A 21,078-nucleotide genomic window follows, 5' to 3' on the forward strand; every position below is an offset into this window, starting at 1 on the left:
GATATCGACGCTGCCGTCAAACAGGTTGGGGCTATAGAGGCTTGAAGCGCCATTGCCGCCGCCGCTGCGCGTGGCTTCCGTCTGCGCTTTGTTGCTGGCGGGCGTACCGTCAAGGTCCTGGGCAGAGGCCAGCGCCGGGAATGATCCCAGAAAAATGCCCCAGAATAAGCGGTTAATGCAGGGTGTCATATACTTGTTGAAATATGGATAAGGATTGAAGCGCTCGGGTGCACAATGAGTGCCTGTATTTGTTTTGATGAATGTCGGGAAGGCAAGGGAATTGTCATTTGATCAGGAAGCCGGCTTGCCCCTTAGTTGCTGCAAGCGGTCGATAGTATTCCGGTAGCGCGATGCTTGTGCATCATACCTGGGAAACGAAGGATTTTTCATGAATAAAGGGGCGATTGTTTCCGGGGCAGGCGTTCCTGGATTGCTGCTCCCGCTAAAATGATCACAAATATTTGCAAAAAAAGGTCAGGCAAACGTTTCTTACAAACATTTCTAAAAAAGAGTGGCTATCGGGACGGGAAAGTAGCAGCCGGGATTTTGGTTGATAAAACGCTGGTTAAATAATTGTCTGTTAAATAAATAGGCGACCAATTTATTGTGATTTTACAGGAAAAGGCCTGAAAAAATTACAGGTTAAAACCTGTAATTTTTTTATTGCATACTTTGAAAATATAAAAATAAGATAATTTGTTTGCCCTGTTCATGGCACATCGGCGCTTCCCGGTCCGGGCTTGTCTGCAGCAGGTGTGAAGAGAATTGGCGGCTTACGCTTTCCTACGACAAAGGGCGCCGGATAGGCGCCCTTATGCTATATGTTTTTATGCAGACTATTGCTTCACCACTTTCGTCATACCATTCCAGCGGCCGCTTTCGGAGCTGATGCTGATAAAGTAAATACCGGGTGTCAGCTGGTTGCCTGTAATGCCTAGCTTGCCGTTCACTTTGGTCAGCGATCCATCGAAGATATCAACAGTTTTGCCCTGTACATCGGCGATCAGGATATGCAGGGTTTCATTATTATAACCGTCGATCGCCAGCTTGAAGCCGCTCCGGAAGGGGTTAGGATACAAGGTAACTCCCTGGGCCAGGGAAGGTTCTCCAATACCAGTAGGCGTTTCGGGACGGAAGCCGCCCGAAGTCCAGGGCACCAGCTTGGAACGCATGTCCAGGTTGAGCGGGCCCGAAGTGCCTGGCAAAGGGTAGGCGAGAAAAAGCCTGTCGTTAGCATTGTTCTGCCGGTTGAAGGAAAGCCTTGCCCCCGCGGCAATAGGCGAGCCCGGGAACAGAGCGATATTGAAATAGACACCCGGCGCAGATGGCGAAATAAAGGTGGTGCCATTGTTGGATAGCCGCGTGGCGATATAATTGTGGTTGACATCGGTGTACCAGCCGTAATTGATCTGCGTGGAATTTTGGGAATAGGCGATGGCCGGCCACATGTTTTGCCCGCTTAGTGAGGTAGTGAGCAGGGTAGTCACCGCTGGTCCGCCGGGCGGTTTGGTACGGGCCAGCAGTTGGTTGGGATTGCGGTTAAAGATCACCGACCAGATATCGCCGCCGAAGTTATCGGGGCAGTCGAGATGGATATGATCGTTCTCCGCCAGCCCGATGAGCCCGGTCGCGTTGACGACAGAATCGTCCCAGTTGAAGGGGACGGTGGGTGGCAACGCTGTTCTAAGCGTGGAAAAGCTCTGGTTGCGGATATACACCGGCTGCAACATGCTGGATACGGCATACATGGTATCCGAATTGTAGTAAGCGATCCGTACCCGGTCGCCGCTGGTGGCAAAGGCCACATCGGGCTTAATGCCCCAGGCAGTGGTGCCTGCTACCTGCAGCGCAAAGCCGCTGGAGGCGGTGAAGGGAGGGGCCGCAGTGTTGTCTAAAACCCTTACCCAGGTGCCGCCGGGATCGATAACAGCGCCGCCGCCATCCAGTATCACCGGTTCGTCCCAGGCAAAGGCGGCACGCTTCAGGTCCCAGGTATCCATCTTGATACGGTTAAAGCCCCAGCGGACAGGCGAGCCGGATACTGCGGGCCGCAAGGGGATCGGGGGAAAATCCGGCGTAGGATTCAAGCCCCAGGGATGCCAGCGGTACAGATCGTAGTACGCGCCACCCTGGTAGTAAGATACGATCACATAAGTAATGGTACCGGTACTGTTCTGCAAAAGCCCTACGCTCATATAGGCCTTGGTTGTGGGCACGCTGATATAGCCGGTGTCGATAATAGCGCTGGTAGCGGGATTGCGCCGTATCCAGCCGATACCGCTGTTAACGAAGTTGCCGCCATTCCAGCTGTAAACATACAAGTCCATGGGTGCGAAGGGACCGGTACCCATACCGCCCTGGTCGAAGGAGACATCGTTGTAGGAATAGGCCGATGTTTTGATGGGAACATAAACCTTCATGGCGGTGGATGCCGGCATCACCAGATCGGGTGTGCCGGAAGGGAGAAATGTCTGCGCATGTAAGGACGTCGCAAATAAAGCCACAGTGAGGGCTCGGGAGATCTTTTTTATCATGTGTGTGGTGTTTGGTATGACAAAAGTAGATGTACTAAGCGGCGTACTGTCGCGCTTCGGGACAGTAGCGTTGCTAGTGGAAGACCGCGTGCAGCAAAGGTTCTGGAAGATCGGAAGCTGTAGTCCTCGTGCGGTACGTAAAGCAATACCATAGCGCAAAGTCATGCTCCCACATTAGAGAACATGCTGTGACAGCAAAAAATCACAAGCTATTTAGCTCAAGACATATCGTGCAATGGTTCCGGTTGGTTGTGGTATCAGCCTTTGTCTTTTGTCAGGGTAAAGAAGACCCTGTTAGGTGGTACCGGTTTTTGGGGTTTGGCCTGCTGCCGGAAATGGTTCTTGATCAGTAGTCTGATGGAGCCGGCATTGCGTTCATGTGTATAGGCTTCGATCTGTTGAAGCTTCATCGTATGCCATCCGAAATCGATCACTTTTACCAATGCCTCATGCATATAGCCCATCCGGTGATGTGCCGGATCAAGCGTATAGCCGATCTCTGCTTTGTCCTGCTCTTTCGAAATATTCCAGAGACAAATGGTACCCATAAATGCCGGATCGCCTTTTTGTGTGAGTACCCAGAGTATCGATTGGCCCCTGGCAATCTCTCCTTGCACCCTGTTGATGAAGGCCTCGGTTTGTTCAACAGAAGAATGTCTGAAGTCGTCTAGCCAGGTATTCACTTCATCATTGGAGCGGTGTGCAAAAATAGCCAACTTGTCGCCTGCTTCGAGCTGTCTTAAGAGGAGGCGGTTGGTGGTCAGCTCCGGGAAGGGTATGAATGGGGTTTCGATCATCGGTAATATATGGGCAGGGACGAAGGTGATGGTCGCTGCCGGTTTTCCGGAGCGGCAGGCGGTAATATTTTCCTGATAAAGTTAAGCAGTAAAACCCTATCGGCGGTCATTGGCGGCCAGGTAATGCTTGCTGTGCCCTATCAAAAGGCTGCTATGCGATATACTATTTTATGAATAGAGAACGAATAGGATAGCCGGCTACTATGCGACATGATTATGTAGGGTGCCCTGCTTGCGTCCCGCCCCTTAAATTTGTTTGCAACAAAGAACTGATAAAACCAAAATTTAGTCCATTGAAAAAAAATCTATTCACCATCGCGGCAGTTTTTTGGGGTACCCTGAAGCTTGCCGCCCAGATTTCTGTTACCGCAACGGGAGGTACCACCGGGCCCACGGCCTACACCAATTTTACCACTGCCTTTGCGGCCATCAACAGCGGCACCCATACGGGATCGATAACGGTATCCGTTTCGGGGAACTTTTCTGAGAGCGCTACGCCTACCATCAATTCCAGCGGTACCGGTTCGGCCAGCTATACGGCGATCCTCATTAAGCCTGCGGCGGGCGCCACGCCTGTGATCACCAATACAGGCGATAATACGGCTGCCATCAAGTTGGATGGGGCCGATAATGTGACCATCGACGGCTCCAATGCACCGGGTGGTACCAGCCGGGACCTTACCTTTGTCAATACAAATTCCATTGGATCCGGCAAGGCCTGTAACATCTGGCTGGCCAGCAAAAGCGGCAATGGCGCCACAAACAATGTTATTAAGAACTGTAAGCTTGCCGGTTCCGGATTTTCGGGCGGCGCGGCCTATATGGGCGTTTGCATCTACAGCAGCAATTCCACCCTGGCGGGTTACTGGGAGGCGGGCGCACCTACGGTGAGCGCCAATAGCAACAACCTGATCCAGAACAACCTGATGAACGGTACCAATGCCGGCGTGGTGTTCATGGGCGGCGCCAGCGTAGGAGAAACAGGCAACCAGGTTATTGGCAATGTGATAGGGGACAATACCAGCGCCACCAATCTCAAATTTACCAATGTAGGGGTGTACCTGCTCAACCAGGCCAGCTTCAAGATCGACCAGAACACGTTTACCTGGATCTCGGCCGGCAATACCAATGTGGCCCCGGGAGGCATCTCAATAGGCGCAGGCTGTACCAATGGTACCATTGCCCGCAATACGATGACCAATATCCGGTTCAGCCAGACGACCGTGCTTACAGGTGGCATCCTGCTGCGTGCAGGCGCATCCAATGGTATTGCGATCTCCAACAATTTTATCTCCGACGTGGCTTCGGCAGGATCAAGTACCAATGCAACCAATAATGCTTACGGCATCGCTATCGGCGCCGGTACGGGTTATGATATTGCTTTTAACTCGGTGCACATGAATACCAACCCGACCACTACAGCCAATGGCTACCAGGCGGCGCTGTATGTGGATGCCGCAGTCAATACGGTCCAGGTACGGAATAACCTGCTGGTGCAGGCCAGCGCCAATACGACCAATAAATTCAGCGTGTATGCCGCCAGTGCCAATCCTACCGGCGCTACCATAGACTATAACGATTATTACAGCAGCGGTACCTCCCTGGCTTATGCCGGATCGGCGCAGGCGGGGCTGACCGATGTACAGGCCAACCTGCAAAACAATCTTGCACATTCGAAGAATGTGCTCCCCGTATTTGTCTCTGCGACCGACCTGCACCTGCAGGCCACCAATGCCAGCAATGTAACCAACCTGCAAGGCGCAGGGATAGCGATCACAGGTATCAATGTCGATTTTGACGGCACTGCCCGGCCGGTCAATCCCACACTAGGCGCACATGAGCTGGTATCGGTTCCCTGTACCACACCTGCGGCACCCACAGCGCCTGCAGCTTCCCGTTGTGGTCCCGGCACGCTTATACTTACGGCCACCGGCGCCACAGGTACCACGCTCAACTGGTATAGTGGTCCTACAGGTGGCCCGGTCATCGGCACCGGTAGTCCTTTTACTACGCCTAGCAACAGCGCGACCACCACTTATTATGTATCTGCCGCTTCCGGTACCTGTGAGAGCCCCCGTACAGCTGTCGTATGTACGGTCAAGGATAAGCCTGTAGCCGGTGTTACACCTGCGGGAACGGTACAAGCCTGTGCCGGAAGTACGCTTACCCTTACCGGCTCGGGAACGGGCAGCTACCAATGGCTTAACGCTACCGGTCCTATCGGCGGCGCAGTGAATACAACATTGGTTACCGGAACGGCAGGCAACTATCGTCTGGTAGTGACCAATATCACTTCGGGCTGTGCCGATACCACAACGGCTGTAGCGGTTACGATCAATCCGTTGCCCGTAGTATCGCTGGGCAGGGATACCATATTCTGTTCAGGTAACAGCCTGGTACTGGACGCAGGCAATGCCGGCGCTTCTTTTCTTTGGGATAATAGCGCCACCACACAAACGCGGACAGTAACCAACAGCGGTACTTATTTTGTAAAAGTAACCAACAGCAGCAACTGCCTGGCCAGGGATACGATACAGGTGACGGTAAATCCGACGCCCACTGTAAACCTGGGTATCGATACCAATCTTTGCGAAGGCATCAGTTATGTGCTGCAGGCCGGCAATACCGGCGCCAGCTACCTTTGGAATGACAACACTACAGCGCAAACCAAAACGGTAACGGCTTCGGGATCCTATTCTGTAAAAGTGACGAACGGTTTTAACTGCAGCGCCCGCGATACTGTGGTAGCCACTTTCTACCCCATACCGGTGGTAGCGCTGGGCAGCGATAAGGATATCTGCGCCGATGCCACAGTAATACTCGATGCCGGCAACCCCGGTGAGACTTATATCTGGGACGATGGCTCCACACAGCAAACAAGGGTGGTCGACGCCTCTGGTACCTACTATGTTACCGTCAGCAATATTGCGCATTGCAAGGGCAGCGATACCGTGCAGGCGATCGTGCATCCCCTGCCGGTCGTTAACCTGGGCAACGATACCGTTTTTTGCCATGGCAATGTCCTGACGCTGGACGCGGGTAATCCGGGTGCGGCTTATCTCTGGAGCGACAACAGTACCGACCGTACGCTGGATGCCGGCGCTACCGGTACTTATAGTGTAGTGGTAACCGATCAGTATGCCTGTAAAGCCTCCGATGCGATCGATATTCTGGTAAAAGGCCTGCCACAAGGCGTGATCAACGCGGTATACGGAGAAGCGGCTACTTATACCTTTAATATACTCGATGCGCAATATGTCACTTCCTGCATCTGGGATTTCGGCGATGGATCGCCTTCCGCTACTGTAAGCGATGCCAGCGCATTGGTACAGCATACTTATCATCGCAATGGTATTTTCCCTGTGCGTGCCAGGTTGCTGGGCCAATGCAACGACAGCCTGACGCCCATGCGTACTGTCGAGGTATTTGACGCCTCGGGTACGGGCATTCCCGTCATCGGGGACGACAAAGACCTGTTGTTGTATCCCAACCCGGCTACAGACAGGCTGATCCTGGAAAGTAAAGGCCAGCTGCGCATGGTACAGGTGATCGTATCCAACGTGCTGGGCCAGGTGGTATATAATGCAAAGGTGGATCATGCCGACAAATACCAATTGCCCACCGGCACCCTCGGCTCAGGTATGTACACCGTAATAGTGGCCACGGATAGAGGTACGATCGTCAGAAAATTAGAAATAAGAAAGTAAGGCCCTTTCTTGCCCCTTTTTTCAAAGCAATAACCAACGCCTTAGCATATAACTCTGAGGCGTTGGTTATTTTTATTGTATAGATGCCGGTGTGATCTTTTTGTATATAAGCTGGCGCGTGCCTCGCGTGTGCCCATTAAACTGTCTTGTAGCGGTAGCACAGTGATTTTTCTCACAAAGACACAACGGTACAAAGTAATACAAAGGCATGGTATGTTTGTGCCGTAGCAAAAACATTTCCCTGCATCGATGCGCCACAGCGGGCAATACAATCCAACACTTGCAAGAGAAAGAATGCAGCAGAAGAAGAAGAAACCCGCAAAGAGCACAAAGGTTACGCAAAGATCGCAAAGACCCATATCAAGGATAAGAATAGCTAAGGGCAACAGATGCTTGACGTCTCCGTGTGCCCGTATCTGAGCTATAATAAAGCGTCCGGAATCCTTTTCCCTTCACATGCCTCGTATCTGGATGAACGTATAATGTTTACAGTCCTGGTAAGCAGAAAACCATAAACATATCATTGCTCATGCTGACATCTGTGGCATCATGGAAGCATATCGATAGGGATGATGGTTGCGCCGAGCTTGGCGCCCTTTGCGTTAGGTAGGGGTTTTCGGCATACCACTTGATTATAGCGCCGGCAATCATTTTTCTTGGCGCACAAGAAAAGAGCCGCTCCGTTATGAAGCGACCCTTGATCCTATACTATAGACCTGCTATTCTTTTACTGCTTTAACTTTTGCGTTCAGGCCCGCTCCTGTTACGCTCAGGTAATACATGCCGGCCGGCAAGGCGCGGGCATCCTGGTATATCGTCTGGTCTCCCTCTTTTACAGCCTGTGTGGTATTCCGGAGCAGTTTACCGGTAACATCATAGACATTTATGGCGATGGCGCCACGGGCGGCGGCAGATAACCGGATATTCCAGCCATCCTTTGTGGGGTTGGGCGACAGCGTTACGATAGAAGAACCTGTGGCTGTTTCGCTAACACCCGTTGCGGGTGCGCCCGGACCGGCTGGGCGGTTCTGGCCCATGCAGAACTGTACACACCGATCGGTGGTTTGTCCCAGCGAGTTTGTCGTCTTAAGACAAATATAGTTTCCTGAAGGACCAGTAGGAAAGGTATGGTTAAGGGTGGGTGTGGTTGCGATCTGTGTGCCATTCAGCGACCAGCTATAGGAGCTTTGACCTGGAACGGCAGCAAAGCTATAGCTATAGGGTGTGGCAGTGCTGGAACAATAGGTAAAGTCGCCGGATGAGGGTGTTCCGAATGTGGGATTATCGCCAGGACAGATGTAAATGCATTTGGCGCATTTGCCCATACCGCTTGGCGTGGTTACATTGAGGCAGACAGGTATGCTGGGTGGGCTGAGCAGGGGCGTATTAACGCTTGGTGTATTACCACCCGGGTTTCCCTGGATCGACCAGTTATAGGTACCCTGGTTGGGATTGTTGGCGGTAAGCGTATAGATATACGGATTCATAGAGTTGGCGCAATAGCTAAAGCCGGCATCGCAAACCTCATAGGTCACCTCAAGCGCCGGCCAGATGCTATTGTCTGCAGCATCGCTGGATGCATAAAGCTGTGACCGGTAGTGCATTTCGGTCTGGAGCTGGAGCATAAAGCCGTTATTGGCATAGGGGTCGGTGGCCAGACCCGAAACAATGGCCTGTACCATAGCCCTTACGTCTATAGCGGGCACAGTCCAGTTGTACTGCGCCCCTGTAACCGGGATGGTAGCCCAGTTGGCATTTGTAGGGTCGGTACCGATCGATTGTGCGCTGTTCCAGGTTATGGTTTGTTCCTTCCAGTTATTGGGGCTGTTGACATTTCCGTTACCGGGCAACACTCTTTTTACCCAGCCGGGATTGGTATTGGGCATGGGAGTACCCGGATAATAATTGTTACCCGCCTGCTGGTTGGGCAAAAGAGATGGGGTATACAACCGCAGCTTGGCGCTGGTGATCGTGGCATTGGTGGGGATGGTACTCAGCTGGGTGAACCGGATATAGGTCCTGGTTGTCCCGGTGCTGCAGGAGCCCCAGGTCCACTTGGTAATGCTGCATTCCGGTGAGTTACCGAAATTCTGGCTGGCAGGTGTTGTTGTGTATCCGTTGGGTATGCAGGTAGTGTTGTCCAGGCCCCATACAAAGGCGTCTTCGCCTACGGCGGCGCCGGGCTTGAAGGTGACGGAGGTTTGGGCTGTCGCCGTTGTCGCGGCGAGGGCCAGAAGCGCAATGTGGATCGCTTTCATCATAATGTGTGTTTTGGATTAAAGAAAATAATTGTATATCGGTGAGGGTAATGCCATGAGACCGGGCTGTTCCCTATTTGTGCTTCAATGCTATGAAGATAACGGCAGGCCCCGGCGGAGGCAAGCAGTGATTCAGAAGTGTGCCGATCAATTTGATAAATGTGCGTATAGGCATAAGCCAAGAAAAGCGGCGGCGGAAAGCGTTACTTTAGCAGTCAATTGACTGTCTCTATGTTAGTCCGGGCTGAAACAGAAATACCCGATTCCTTTTCGATACGCATATTGCCTTTTGAGGGAATGCAGCAGGCCTACCGGTTGAGGTATCACCGTATCCTGTTCCTCACGGGTGGCGGCGGCATGCTGCAGATTGACGACAATACATTTTTTGTGTCGGGATCTTCTCTTTTCCTCATCTCCAAAGGACAGATCTTCATCGGCAATCCGGCACTCCGGATGGAGGGTTACGAGATCGCTTTTGGCGACTGTTTCTGGGAGCGCACGCCCTCGAGTGTTCATAATTGCAAAGCGGCTTTGTTTGACAATGCTACCGGCAACCGGCATCTTCTGCTGAATGATGAGGACAGGGCCGGTCTCGAGCCGCACATCGTTGCGTTGCATGAAGAAGCAGCTGCCGGTCCTTATATCAATAAGCTGGATGTGCTGGCCGCCTTTCTGAAGATCATTATGATCAAAATAGCCAATATCGACGCGGCGCTTACCGGCAGCTACGATAATCATGAGCGGCAACTATATCATCGTTTCCTGCAACTGACTACCCGGCAATATGAGGGGATGCACGAGGTGGCCGGATATGCGGCGCAATTACATATCACTGCCCGTAGATTGTCCGATATCTGCAGGCGCTTCGGCGGTAAGAGCGCCAAACAGGTGATTAACGACCAGGTGCTGGCCGAGGCGAAGCGACAGCTGCAGTTTTCTTCCCTGGCAGTGAAAGAGATTGCCTATAAGCTCCATTTTACCACACCGGAACAATTTAACCGTTTCTTCAGGAAGCATACACAATCCTCGCCTTCTGCTTACCGGTCCGGTTCCGTCAATTTGGATAGGTGAAGCGGCAATTCTGACTGTTTTCCCGATACAGGTGCCGGTAGCTTTGCAACATAAATCATCCTTTATGTCTGCAAACAAAATAAAATCAATCGCAGGGATCGTAATCCCCGACAGTGCCATTGCCCGCCAGGCCACCGACTTATTGCAGGAACATGGCACGACTTTTATCTACAACCATTCCCTGAGGGTATTCCTGTTCGCATCGCTGAACGGACAGCGCAATGGCCTCCATTATGACCCGGAGTTGCTCTATATCAGCGCGGTGTTTCACGACTTGGGCCTGGTGCCGCATTACAGCAGTCCCGATAAACGGTTTGAAGTGGACGGGGCCAATGCCGCCCGGACTTTCCTGGACAGCCATGGCCTTCCAAAGGCATCTCTGCAGCTCGTTTGGGACGCCATTGCCTTGCATACGACCATTGGTGTCGCCGAATATAAAGAGCCCGAAGTGGCTTTGCTGTATGCCGGCGTGGGCCTGGATGTGATGGGGGAGGGCTACGAACACCTGAGCAGGGAGAACAGGGAGGCAATTGTTGGCGCTTTTCCCCGGACGGGTTTTAAAAAGGAGATCATCCCTACTTTCTTTTCCGGCTTCAAACATAAGCCCGGAACTACTTTTGGTAATATCAAGGCCGATGTTTGCGCTTATATGATCCCCAACTTTGAACGGAAGAACTTTTGCGATTGCATCCTGCATTCGCCCTGGACTGAGTGATGGCAACCCTGTTTGTGACCGCAACGCGCCTTTCCGCAATGGCGCGTTGTGGAAGCAGCGGCGGCAATGTTCACCGGTAACTTTTGGGAACGACTTTCATTTGCTTCTTCGTATACCATTCATGCTTTTCGTCGTCAAGCAGCTCTACCACCCGTTCGGCCCCTTCATTGTTGCTCGCTTTGATCTTTTCCAGCAGAGGCTTCAGCTCACTTTCGTACTTGTCCAGACTAAGCCCCTCAACGTTTACGCTGCCATCATTCAGGAAATCAAGCGCCGCTTCCTGCCGTTGGGCATCATTGCTGGCAAGGGCCTCTTTAAGCGCGTCGTATCGCGACCAGTTTCTTTTGTGTTTTTCCCACCAGCCGGCGGCAGTATCTGCAAGTCGAAGCCGGAGGGCTATGAGCTGTTGCCGGTCTAGCTTGCTGCTGAAATCGACGTCATAGCTTCCTTTCTTAAGGTAAGCCTGATAATTGTCTATAACCAGCTTCATCAGGCGCTCTTCGGTGATACTCGTATCGCGGTAGCCAAAGTTCCGGAAGGTCAGTGTTTCCAGCACCCAACCAGCACGTACGGCGATCCAGTCGATATCGTAGCGCACGATTGCTCCATGTCCCAGGAAATCCTTTGTTCCCGGGTAGATGAGATCAAAGGTATTGGTGAGCGGGACAAAAGATGTGTCTTTGAGTAACGCGATCAGTCTGGGAACGGCTGCTCTGTCCTGGGCAATGATTTCGCTCTTAGCCTGCCGTATTGCGCTGTAATCGGCGCCTTGCAACTGCAGCATCATTTTGTCCAGCGATGGCTGGGCGGAGCAATAGTAAAAAGCCAGGCTCAATATACCTGTAAAAAGATAGCGCATACACAGAATTTACCATGCTAAGGTAATAAGGCTCTTTTGATTTTTATTTTCTTAAATACAGTTATTATTAAAAGCCTCACATATTATCTAATCATCCAGGCTTATAGACCCGTCCGGATTTTGGATACAACAAAGCTTTTTTTGGCAACACCTGTTTCCGTTCTGCTCCCGATCTTTACACTATCAATAGCAAACCACGCCATGAGCAGGAAGGCCAACAACGAGATCCGGGTCATTGATTCTATATCACAGCTGCACGCTGTGCTGGGATTGCCCGAACCAGAGCACCCGCTCATCAGCGTTAACGGACTCATACGCCATGCCACTTTTGAGACCTTGAACGGTAAACAAGTCGTGTATCCCTTTTACTCGATCTGCATTAAGAAAGACTTCAAGGGAAAGGTGCAGTACGGGCAAACGAGCTATGATCACGATGCCGGCGTGCTCAGCTTTTATGCTCCCGGCCAGGTAACCGCGACGGAAGTTACGGGCGACGATGATGCTACCGGCAGCTGGCTTATCTTTCATCCCGATCTGTTGCGGCATTACCCGCTTTACAGCAAAATAAAAGAATACGGCTTTTTTTCTTACGCCCTTAACGAAGCCCTGCACGTATCAGCAAGGGAAGAGCAAATGATCATGAAGATATGGGAGGAGATCAGGGAGGAATACAGGGGCAATATCGACACCTTCAGCCAGGATGTGATCGTATCGCATATCGACCTGTTGCTCCACTATTGCAACCGGTACTATAATCGCCAGTTCCTCACCAGGAAAGCTGTTCATCACGATGTCTTTACCCGATTCGAGGCCCTTCTGAAAGCCTGTTTCTTCGATAGTGCAAGTCTGCGCGAAGGTCTTCCTGAAGTGTCCTGGTTTTCGGAGCAATTACACCTTTCGTCCCAGTACCTGAGCGACCTGCTCAAACAGCTTACAGGAATGACTACGCAGCAGCATATACATCAGTACCTGATCGGGCTGGCCAAAGAACGGCTGATGCAGACTAATCTTTCGGTAGCTGAGATCGCTTATGAGCTGGGCTTTGAATACCCGCAATCCTTCAATAAATTATTCAAGAACAAGACCGGCATGTCGCCCAACGGATTCCGGAGCCTGGGTAGGGAGCAATCCAACCGGCATTAAAACCACAAAAAATGAAGAAAACAATGCTGATTACCGGAGCCTCCTCCGGTATAGGGAAAGCTACGGCCCTTTATTTCGCCCAACAAGGGTGGCAGGTAATGGCCACGATGCGTGATCCTGCAAAAGACGATGGCCTGGCGCAACAGCCCGGTATCCTTGTGATGCGTCTGGATGTGAACGATCCGCTATCAATACAGGCCGCCATACAGGCGGGTATCGATGCCTACGGCCGTATCGACGCCCTGGTCAATAATGCGGGCTACGGCCAGCAGGGTCTTTTCGAAGCGATTCCACCCGAAAAGGTGCAGGCCCAATTCGATACCAATGTATTCGGGCTGATGCATGTGACCCGGGCCATGCTGCCGCATTTTCGCAATAATGGCTCCGGTATCGTGATCAACGTTTCTTCCGGCGCAGGCAGGGTCACCACACCGCTGTTATCGGTTTATGCCGCATCCAAGTTTGCTGTTGAGGGCTTTTCCGAATCTCTTTCCTTCGAGCTCGATTCGCAAAATATAAGGGTAAAGATCATAGAGCCCGGCTTTATTCCCACTACCTTTTACGACAGAGCCGGACAGGAGTTTGCTTTCGACCCTGCGCTGGATGATTATAAGTCCTTCTCCGATGAAATGGCAAGCTTCTTTAAATCTTTTGAAGGCGGCAACCTGTTTTCCGCCGAAGATGTCGCCCGTGTGATCTATACGGCGGCGACAGACGATACCCATCAGTTGCGGTATGTAGCCGGACCCGATATCGAGCCGCTGCTGAATTTACGCAACAGCAAGCCCGACCAGGACTATGTCGATTATACCCGCAGCGTATTTACACCCAATGGTTTCGGGCAGCGTACAAAAGCGCTTTCCTATTAACTTTTTTTGATTTCGAAGGGGACAGAACCTTTACCGGTAAAGGTTCTGTCCCTTCAGGCGTTATTGCCTGGAGCGTGATATGGCCGCTGGCAGGTCGAAGATGCGCTTGCTGTTTGCTTTTCCTTTGGCATCATCAATCAATCTTCGGATACTCCGGCTTTTGTCCTTGGCGCGAAGTCTTCGACGCAGGTGTCCGGTATTTGCTCAAAAAGGTTACCCGGGATCGCTGTATTCATTACTCTGGCTTTGCTTTCCTGCATTTTCCCGATTGGCGGCTATGGTGCAGCACAGTTATCTAATTTACCCGCACAGTTACCAAAAACCGGTTTTTATATTGCCCGAAAAGGCCAAGCTTTGGATTCATAAAAAGCATCGATTATGAAAAAGAAGCAAGTTCACCTGAGCAAATTGACCTTGAACAAATCAATGATCTCAAATCTGCACCAGATGCAGCAATTAAAAGGAGGAAGCGTATTTGAACATGCCACTTACGAAGGAAGCGGCTGCCCCGCGTGTTACGAGCCGAGTCTTGGTTGTTCGGGCGCTGTCGAAGCAACCTGCGAGACCTGTTTCTCGCTGCCGGTTAATATGACTTGCCTCCCTCATTGCGGCCAGCCAGGGGGATGATAATGCTTACAATTTCTTAAAGAGCATTTGGGGAATTGGTAAACGAGGGGTCGCCGGTAGCAGGGCGGCCCTTTTTTTTATGACCATGGCCGCCGGTCGGAACGGTGGCCGAAGAATATATGATGCGTACATCTACAGACATTTTGCTCCTACGGAGCAAGACCATGGTTGCTTTGTTTATTTTACAGACATTTTGCTCCTACGGAGCAAGACCATGGTTGCTTTGTTTATTCTACAGACATTTTGCTCCTATGGAGCAATTTCAGGTAAACAATCCAAATAAATTAATCTGACTATCCGGATATAGGAAACAGGATACAATGTGCCTCCAATTAACGGCTGCTGAGCTTGTCGAAGCATCATCTTTGTCCTTTCGACGAGCTCAAGGACCGGCTTTGTTTCCTATATCCGGATAGTCACTTAAATTAAATCGTTCCTTTCCCTCGGAAATTCCACTTGATCTGGTATGACAGCCTGCATATGGACCTGAGCTATGGCTGTTAATCAGATCAGGAGAACAAGGCCTAAATGGCAAAATGACCAGACATAGCGCTGCAGCATGAGGATAAGCAGATAACAAAATATTGTACCATAAAGCAAGCCGATCCCTTACCTTTGCGCTGTTTTAATCCATTGATTTATGGCTGATCAGCAATATAAAAGAGGAACGCTCCTCATTCATGCCGGCGTAGAGCCGGATCCGTCTACCGGCGCTATTATGACGCCGATCTACCAGACTTCCACTTATGTACAGGCCGCTCCCGGCGATCATAAAGGTTACGAGTATGCCCGTACCCAAAATCCCACGCGTACCGCATTGCAAAAAGCGCTTGCGGCTATTGAGCATGGCAAGCATGGTCTCTGCTTCGGCAGCGGCATGGCAGCTACCGACGCGATCATGCGCCTGCTGAGCCCTGGCGACGAGGTGGTTGTGTCCAACGATCTGTATGGCGGTACCTATCGCATTTTTACCAAGGTATATGCCCAGTATGGCATCAAATTCCACTTCGTTCCTATGAATGATGCGGGCAGTGTGGAAGCTCATGTGAACGCCAATACCAAAATGATATGGGTGGAAACGCCTACCAATCCGCTGCTCAATGTGATCGATATTGAAGCGGTGAGCGCGATTGCCAAAAAGCATGGCGCAGTTACCGTGGTCGACAATACTTTCGCTTCTCCTTACCTGCAGAATCCGCTGGATTGGGGCGCCGATATCGTGGTGCACTCGGCTACAAAATACCTGGGCGGCCATAGCGATGTGGTGCACGGCTGTATTATCGTAAACGATGATGCTATGGAAGAAAAGCTGCGCTTTATACAGAACAGCTGTGGCGCCGTACCTGGTCCGCATGACTGCTGGTTGGTGCTGCGCGGTATCAAAACGCTGCATGTACGTATGGACCGCCATTGTGAGAATGGAGAGAAGGTAGCGCGCTTCCTGCGGGAGCATCCTAAGGTAGCTAAAGTGCTGTGGGTGGGCTTTGAAGATCATCCTAACCACGACATCGCGAAAAAGCAGATGCGTGGCTTCGGTGGTATGATCTCTTTCGTGCTGAAGGAAGACAATATGGATGCGGCGGTAAAAGTGCTCAAGGGCACGAAGCTGTTTGCCCTGGCCGAATCGCTGGGTGGGGTAGAATCGCTGATCGGTCACCCGGCATCGATGACGCATGGCTCCATTCCCCGCGAAGAGCGCATCAAGAATGGTCTGCCCGATTCGCTGATCCGGCTAAGCGTAGGTATCGAAGATGCCGACGACCTGATCGAAGATCTGAAGCAGGCCATAGGATAAGGTTTCAATTGATAATACATGCTGCGCTTTCTTCGCAGGAGATAAAGGACAGTGCCGGCTTTTGTTGCTTCGACAAGCTCAGCAACCGTGCAGTAGTCACTTCAATAAAAGACAACAGTCAGGCCAATAAAAGCCTGACTGTTTTTTGCTTTAGGATTGTTTCTAGAACAGGGTAAACTCCACGCGACGGTTCTTCTGCCGTCCGGCAGCCGTTTTGTTGGAGGTAATGGGTTGCGACTCACCATAACCTGTAGCCTCGATACGGGAAGGATTGGCGCCCTGGCTCACGAGGTAAGCCTTTACCGATTCGGCCCTGTCTTTGGACAGTTTCAGGTTGCTTTCATCGGAACCGATGTTATCGGTATGGCCGGCCAGCTTCAGGCTGAAGTTCTTTTTTACCAGGATATCGGCCACACGGTTCAGGCTGGGGTAAGAGCTGCTGCGAATGGTGGCTTTGCCCAGGTCAAATTCCAGGTTCCTGATCGCCTCATCCACAACCCGGCGGTCTTCCTCGGTAACTACAATAACCGGGGCGGGCGGCTTCGGTAGCGGGCAGCCAGTACCATCTACTTTAACACCTGATGCTGTACCCGGGCATTTGTCAAAATAGTCGGAAACACCATCGCCGTCGCTGTCTTCTTTAAACTGGTCGAGCTGCGACTGCATGGCAGCGATCTGCTCGGCATTCCTTTGCTCGGCATCTTTCAGACGCTTTTCCATAGCGCTTTGCATGGCAAAATTGTCTTCGGCGATCTGGCTGCGCAGGCGGGCGGCAGGGTTGTTCATCTGCAGCTGCGGCTTCGATTTTTTACCAAAGGCAAACTCGATGCCGGCAAATGCATAAGAGAAGCGGTCTTTTTGCGGACCATAATAATAGCCGTCAAGGTTGTCGCCATCTACGAAGTTCATACGGTAGCCAATGTCGATATTGACGCCCTGTGCCGCCTTGAACTTAATACCAGCGCCTACGGGAATATACAGCTCTTTAATGCTGCCGTCGGCTTTGTAATTAAGCTCCTGACCGGTAGCAGCAACAACGGGCTTGGGATTGTAATCAACCAGGCCGCCGCCCAGGGTAAGGTAAGGCACCATCACGATCTTCTCGTGCAGGAAATTGATGTTGCCAAAACTGATGACGCCGCTGAGGCCGGCCGACCAGTTCAGATCCGTTTTAAAGGAGGAATAGGCCCTGTTGGGTGGCTGGCCGTTGCCCAGGTTTTTGGAATTATCGCCGCTGAGCGTTCCCTTAAGGAATTCGGCCTGTATGCCCAGCATATGGCTGATCTGTTTTTTAACATACAAGCCATAGCCCAGCGTAGGCTTCCACTTGGTAAAGTCGTTGCTGCCGCCTATGGGTGCGATCGCTGCCAGTGCGCCGGCGTGAACGCCTACCGACCAGGTACGGAAACCTGCAGTGCCGGTAAAGGGGTTCTGGGTAACGGGCGTGCCGGTTTCACCCTGTTGTGCCCTTGCCGGAACTGCCAGTACGGCGGCCAATGCGGTAAGCCATAGTCCTTTTCGTAAGCCGGTTGCCGGCTGATGTCTCTGATGGATGGGTGTCATACTGTTGCCTGTTTTGTAAATGTCAAAGTTTAAAGTCATAAGGTTATTTGTTTTAACAAGCGTTATCTTTGCAGCTATTATAAAATTCTCAATAATAGTGCCATAACCCTTTCCTTAGGATTAAATTAGCAGAAAGATAATGCTTGTGTTAAATGAAATAAAAATTTAATCCTTTTGTAAGAAAAGTTCCTGGTTGCGACATAAATATGCCTGAATCCCGTTTCTTTATTCCGGTTATCCTGTCGGCAGGCAATCCGGTTGACAAAAACAAAACAGAAAGGTGGTCCAGCGATAATATGCCCCCATTCCGAATGTGTACAGGCCGCGGCCTTATTTTCTATATCCTGCTCATCCTGGCGGCCTTGGGGCCGTCATTCAGGGTCGCTGCGCAACAAACCAGGGACAGCAGCAAAACCACGCTCATCCGTATTCTTGAAAATGAATACGGTGAGTTCATCCAAAGCGATTCCAGCTCGGTACACAAGCTCAAAGGTAATGTAAAGCTGCTGCATGGATCGGATACACTCTATTGCGACAGCGCTTATTTCTATACCAAAAAAAATAATGTAGAAGCGTTCGGCGACGTGGTGATCCGCCAGGCCGACGGTACAGAAGCTTCTGCCGATTATATGCGTTATAATGGTGGCACCAAGATCGTATATATGCGCGCCGATCAGCCCAACCGTGAGGTGCAGCTCTACGACGGAAAACTGAATACCCTGTGGTCGCAAGAGATAGACTATAACATGACGACCAAGATAGGCCGTTATAAGCGCCGGGGTTACCTGCAAACGGAAAGCACCAACCTGGAAAGCAATACCGGCGAGTACAATATGCGTAGCAAAGAGGCCCGTTTCCGCGGCGATGTCGTGGTCAATGATCCCGAGTACCAGGCGGTATCGACTGACTTGGGTTACAATACCGGGACCAAGATCACACGCTTCTTCGGCCCTTCCGTGGTGACCAACGATAAGTCGGTGCTGCAGACCAGCAAGGGTGTATACGATACCCGCAACCGTGCCGGCCATTTTGTAGAGCGATCTTCCATTACAAACGAGTCGCAGTATATCGAGGCCGATACGCTGGATTATGACCGGAATTCAGGATTTGGATTTGCTATCGGTAATGTGATCGCTATCGATACCAGCATGAAATCTACTTTGTATTGTGGTTATGCGCAATACAATGAGATACACAAAACGCTCCTGGCTTATATCAAACCCCTGATGAAGAAGATGAACGGCAAAAAGGCGCTGTTCATCAAGGCCGATACCTTCTTCAGCGCCCCTGACCCCCGTTCGGGTAAGAAAATGACCGCCCAAGATAGTCTGCAGCGTACCGCCGATGAGATCCGCGCCGCTGTGGGCGCCGATAGCACACTGATGAACAGTGATAGCCTTGAGGGGAAAGCAGACAGCCTTACCACCGATACCAGCGCGGCAGGTAGCCTGGTGCCACCCGATGACTTCGATGAGATAAAGGATACGGTGGCGCAGCATGCGCCGGTAGTCAGGGATACGGCTATGGCGACCGCTCCGGCCGATAGTATGGCTACGCGACCGCCGTCTGTCGACCGGCTGAAACAGAAAATGGATACCCTGGTGTACCAGCGGAAGAATGTAGAAACCGGGCAGATATCATCTGTTGCCGATACGATGTCTTCCGGCGGTGCACAGGAACGCCGACGCCATATGGACTCGGCAAGTATGAGTTATCGTAATTCGCCTGAGCCGGTGGACACTGCCGGTCCGCGCTATTTCCTCGGCTACCACCATGTGCTTGTTTATTCCGATTCGTTGCAGGGCAAATGCGACAGCATCCGTTATTCACAGCTCGATTCCCTGTTACGTATGTATACCCATCCGTTGCTGTGGCCGCAGAACAGTCAGCTGAAAGGCGATATTATTTACCTGCAGATGGACAGCAGCAAGCTGCGCGAAGTGTTTGTGCCGCGCAATGCGATCATGATCAGCCGCAACGGTCCTGAGAAGGCCGGTATGTTTGATCAGATACAAGGCAATACCATCCGTGCGTATTTACGCGATAACAAGATGGACTCGCTCATTGCTGTACCCAATGCATCGAGTATTTATTTTATCAAAGATGATGACAGCGCTTATGTAGGCAGCAGCGAAGCCAAAAGTGACAAAATAGAAGTGCACTTCGAGAACGAAGCGATACGACGCATTTATTATCGTGTAGATGTAGAGCAGAAGACCACACCCATGAAAGACGTGCAGCCTGCGACTTTGCGGCTGAGCCGCTTCAGTTGGGACGAGAAGCAACGGCCCAAGACCCTGGAAGAATTCCTGGAAGGTACTACTTTGCCGCATGAACCTTTATTGATCCAACCCGCAATGGCTGAGGAGACAATACTGGAAGAACAAACGGCGCCGGAATCTCAGCCGGCCGGAGAGGAAACGCCACCGGCATCAACCGATAAACGGGTGCAAAAAGAAGAAACCCAAAAGCCGGTTAAGAAAGAGCCCTAGGATTTAAGAGGCAGGAATCGGAGCGTTAGCCGGGACTATTTGTACCTGGTAAAATAGCAGGACGTATATCTCCAGATGTGGTATCGTGAAAAAATTTGTCTTCGCATTTTTGCGGCTAAAACATGGTTCGCAATAGGAAGGCAATAGCTATCAGACTTCTTGTTGCAGGGCTGCGATCACGCCACGGATAAGGCCTTCCGACATTTTATTCTTATTCTTTTCTGCATTTTCCCAGCCTTTTGCAGCCTTCTTCAACGTATATTCTCCGCCATACATGGTAATGGATATCAATTGGTCGGATTGGCTATTAACGGTAAAGAAAAATTCCCGGTTCTCAAAGAAGGCGCTAAGCTTAGTCATAGGTTAAGATTTCCGCTGCAAAAATAATGGAATAGTGGGCAATTGGCAAGGTGGACATTCCATCAGGCTTCACAATCATCTTTGCGTACAGCTTAGCGTCCTTTGCGGTTAACTATATAGTGGGCAATTGGCAGTTGGCAATTTTCAAATCTTAAGTTCCAAGTTCCAAGTTCCAAGTTCCAGGTTCCAGGTTCCAAGTTCCAAATCCCAATACTCAATACTCAATACTCAATACTCAATACTCAATACTCAATACTCAATACTCAATACTCAATACTCAATACTCAA

General features: G+C 51.1%; 15 protein-coding genes. 8 read left to right on the forward strand and 7 right to left on the reverse strand.

The genetic code is table 11. The features are described 5' to 3' along the window. The 3 genes from DZK30_RS23815 to DZK30_RS23825 form a co-directional block, all read right to left on the reverse strand. The coding region (locus DZK30_RS23815) for a hypothetical protein (RefSeq protein ID WP_162903402.1) at positions 1-189 on the reverse strand (189 nt) is incomplete at its 3' end. 647 nt (positions 190-836) lie between these two features. Further along, a complete protein-coding gene (locus tag DZK30_RS23820) occupies positions 837-2,534 on the reverse strand; it encodes a T9SS type A sorting domain-containing protein (protein WP_162903403.1) in 1,698 nt (565 codons plus the stop codon). Between the two features lie 257 nt (positions 2,535-2,791). After that, positions 2,792-3,331, reverse strand: coding sequence for a GNAT family N-acetyltransferase (locus DZK30_RS23825; protein WP_118976709.1), 540 nt, complete (start codon positions 3,329-3,331; stop codon positions 2,792-2,794). 293 nt (positions 3,332-3,624) lie between these two features. On the opposite strand from DZK30_RS23825, the gene DZK30_RS23830 reads away from it, so the two are divergent. Further along, the gene (locus DZK30_RS23830) at positions 3,625-7,038 is read left to right on the forward strand and encodes an Ig-like domain-containing protein (protein WP_162903404.1); all 3,414 of its coding nucleotides are present in this window, start codon (positions 3,625-3,627) and stop codon (positions 7,036-7,038) included. A 719-nt stretch (positions 7,039-7,757) separates the two neighbouring features. On the opposite strand, the gene DZK30_RS23835 is transcribed toward DZK30_RS23830, so the two are convergent. Then, complete coding sequence (locus DZK30_RS23835; protein ID WP_118976711.1) at positions 7,758-9,299, reverse strand: DNRLRE domain-containing protein; 1,542 nt, start codon at positions 9,297-9,299, stop codon at positions 7,758-7,760. 228 nt (positions 9,300-9,527) lie between these two features. Here DZK30_RS23835 and DZK30_RS23840 point away from each other — a divergent pair, with 228 nt between their 5' ends. Beyond that, complete coding sequence (locus DZK30_RS23840) at positions 9,528-10,367, forward strand: helix-turn-helix domain-containing protein (RefSeq protein WP_118976712.1); 840 nt, start codon at positions 9,528-9,530, stop codon at positions 10,365-10,367. A gap of 64 nt (positions 10,368-10,431) precedes the next feature. Continuing rightward, the gene (locus DZK30_RS23845; RefSeq protein ID WP_118976713.1) at positions 10,432-11,082 is read left to right on the forward strand and encodes an HD domain-containing protein; all 651 of its coding nucleotides are present in this window, start codon (positions 10,432-10,434) and stop codon (positions 11,080-11,082) included. Positions 11,083-11,152: 70 nt separating this feature from the next. Here DZK30_RS23845 and DZK30_RS23850 read toward each other — a convergent pair whose 3' ends face one another. Then, entirely contained in the window at positions 11,153-11,941 is a 789-nt protein-coding gene (locus DZK30_RS23850; protein ID WP_118976714.1) for a hypothetical protein, read from the reverse strand. 201 nt (positions 11,942-12,142) lie between these two features. Here DZK30_RS23850 and DZK30_RS23855 point away from each other — a divergent pair, with 201 nt between their 5' ends. The 4 genes from DZK30_RS23855 (at position 12,143) to DZK30_RS23870 (ending at position 16,375) form a co-directional block, all read left to right on the forward strand. After that, on the forward strand, positions 12,143-13,084 hold the full coding sequence (locus tag DZK30_RS23855; RefSeq protein WP_118976715.1) for a helix-turn-helix domain-containing protein: 942 nt from the start codon (positions 12,143-12,145) through the stop codon (positions 13,082-13,084). A gap of 11 nt (positions 13,085-13,095) precedes the next feature. Continuing rightward, entirely contained in the window at positions 13,096-13,953 is an 858-nt protein-coding gene (locus DZK30_RS23860) for an SDR family oxidoreductase (RefSeq protein ID WP_118976716.1), read from the forward strand. Between the two features lie 378 nt (positions 13,954-14,331). Then, positions 14,332-14,580, forward strand: a complete 249-nt coding sequence (locus DZK30_RS26120; RefSeq protein WP_162903405.1) for a hypothetical protein — start codon at positions 14,332-14,334, stop codon at positions 14,578-14,580. A 640-nt stretch (positions 14,581-15,220) separates the two neighbouring features. Next, positions 15,221-16,375, forward strand: coding sequence for a cystathionine gamma-synthase (locus tag DZK30_RS23870; RefSeq protein WP_118976718.1), 1,155 nt, complete (start codon positions 15,221-15,223; stop codon positions 16,373-16,375). A 162-nt stretch (positions 16,376-16,537) separates the two neighbouring features. Here DZK30_RS23870 and DZK30_RS23875 read toward each other — a convergent pair whose 3' ends face one another. Then, complete coding sequence (locus DZK30_RS23875) at positions 16,538-17,977, reverse strand: OmpA family protein (protein ID WP_118976719.1); 1,440 nt, start codon at positions 17,975-17,977, stop codon at positions 16,538-16,540. 272 nt (positions 17,978-18,249) lie between these two features. Between DZK30_RS23875 and DZK30_RS23880 the strand changes: the two genes are divergently transcribed. Then, positions 18,250-20,430 carry an OstA-like protein gene (locus DZK30_RS23880; RefSeq protein ID WP_162903406.1) on the forward strand — a complete coding sequence of 727 codons (2,181 nt, stop codon included), beginning with the start codon at positions 18,250-18,252 and terminating at the stop codon, positions 20,428-20,430. Positions 20,431-20,580: 150 nt separating this feature from the next. Here the strand turns inward: DZK30_RS23880 and DZK30_RS23885 are convergent, their stop codons facing one another. Further along, complete coding sequence (locus tag DZK30_RS23885) at positions 20,581-20,790, reverse strand: hypothetical protein (protein ID WP_118976721.1); 210 nt, start codon at positions 20,788-20,790, stop codon at positions 20,581-20,583. Positions 20,791-21,078 lie beyond the last annotated feature (288 nt).

The sequence above is a fragment of the Taibaiella koreensis genome (assembly GCF_003545715.1).
Lineage (GTDB): Bacteria > Bacteroidota > Bacteroidia > Chitinophagales > Chitinophagaceae > Taibaiella > Taibaiella koreensis.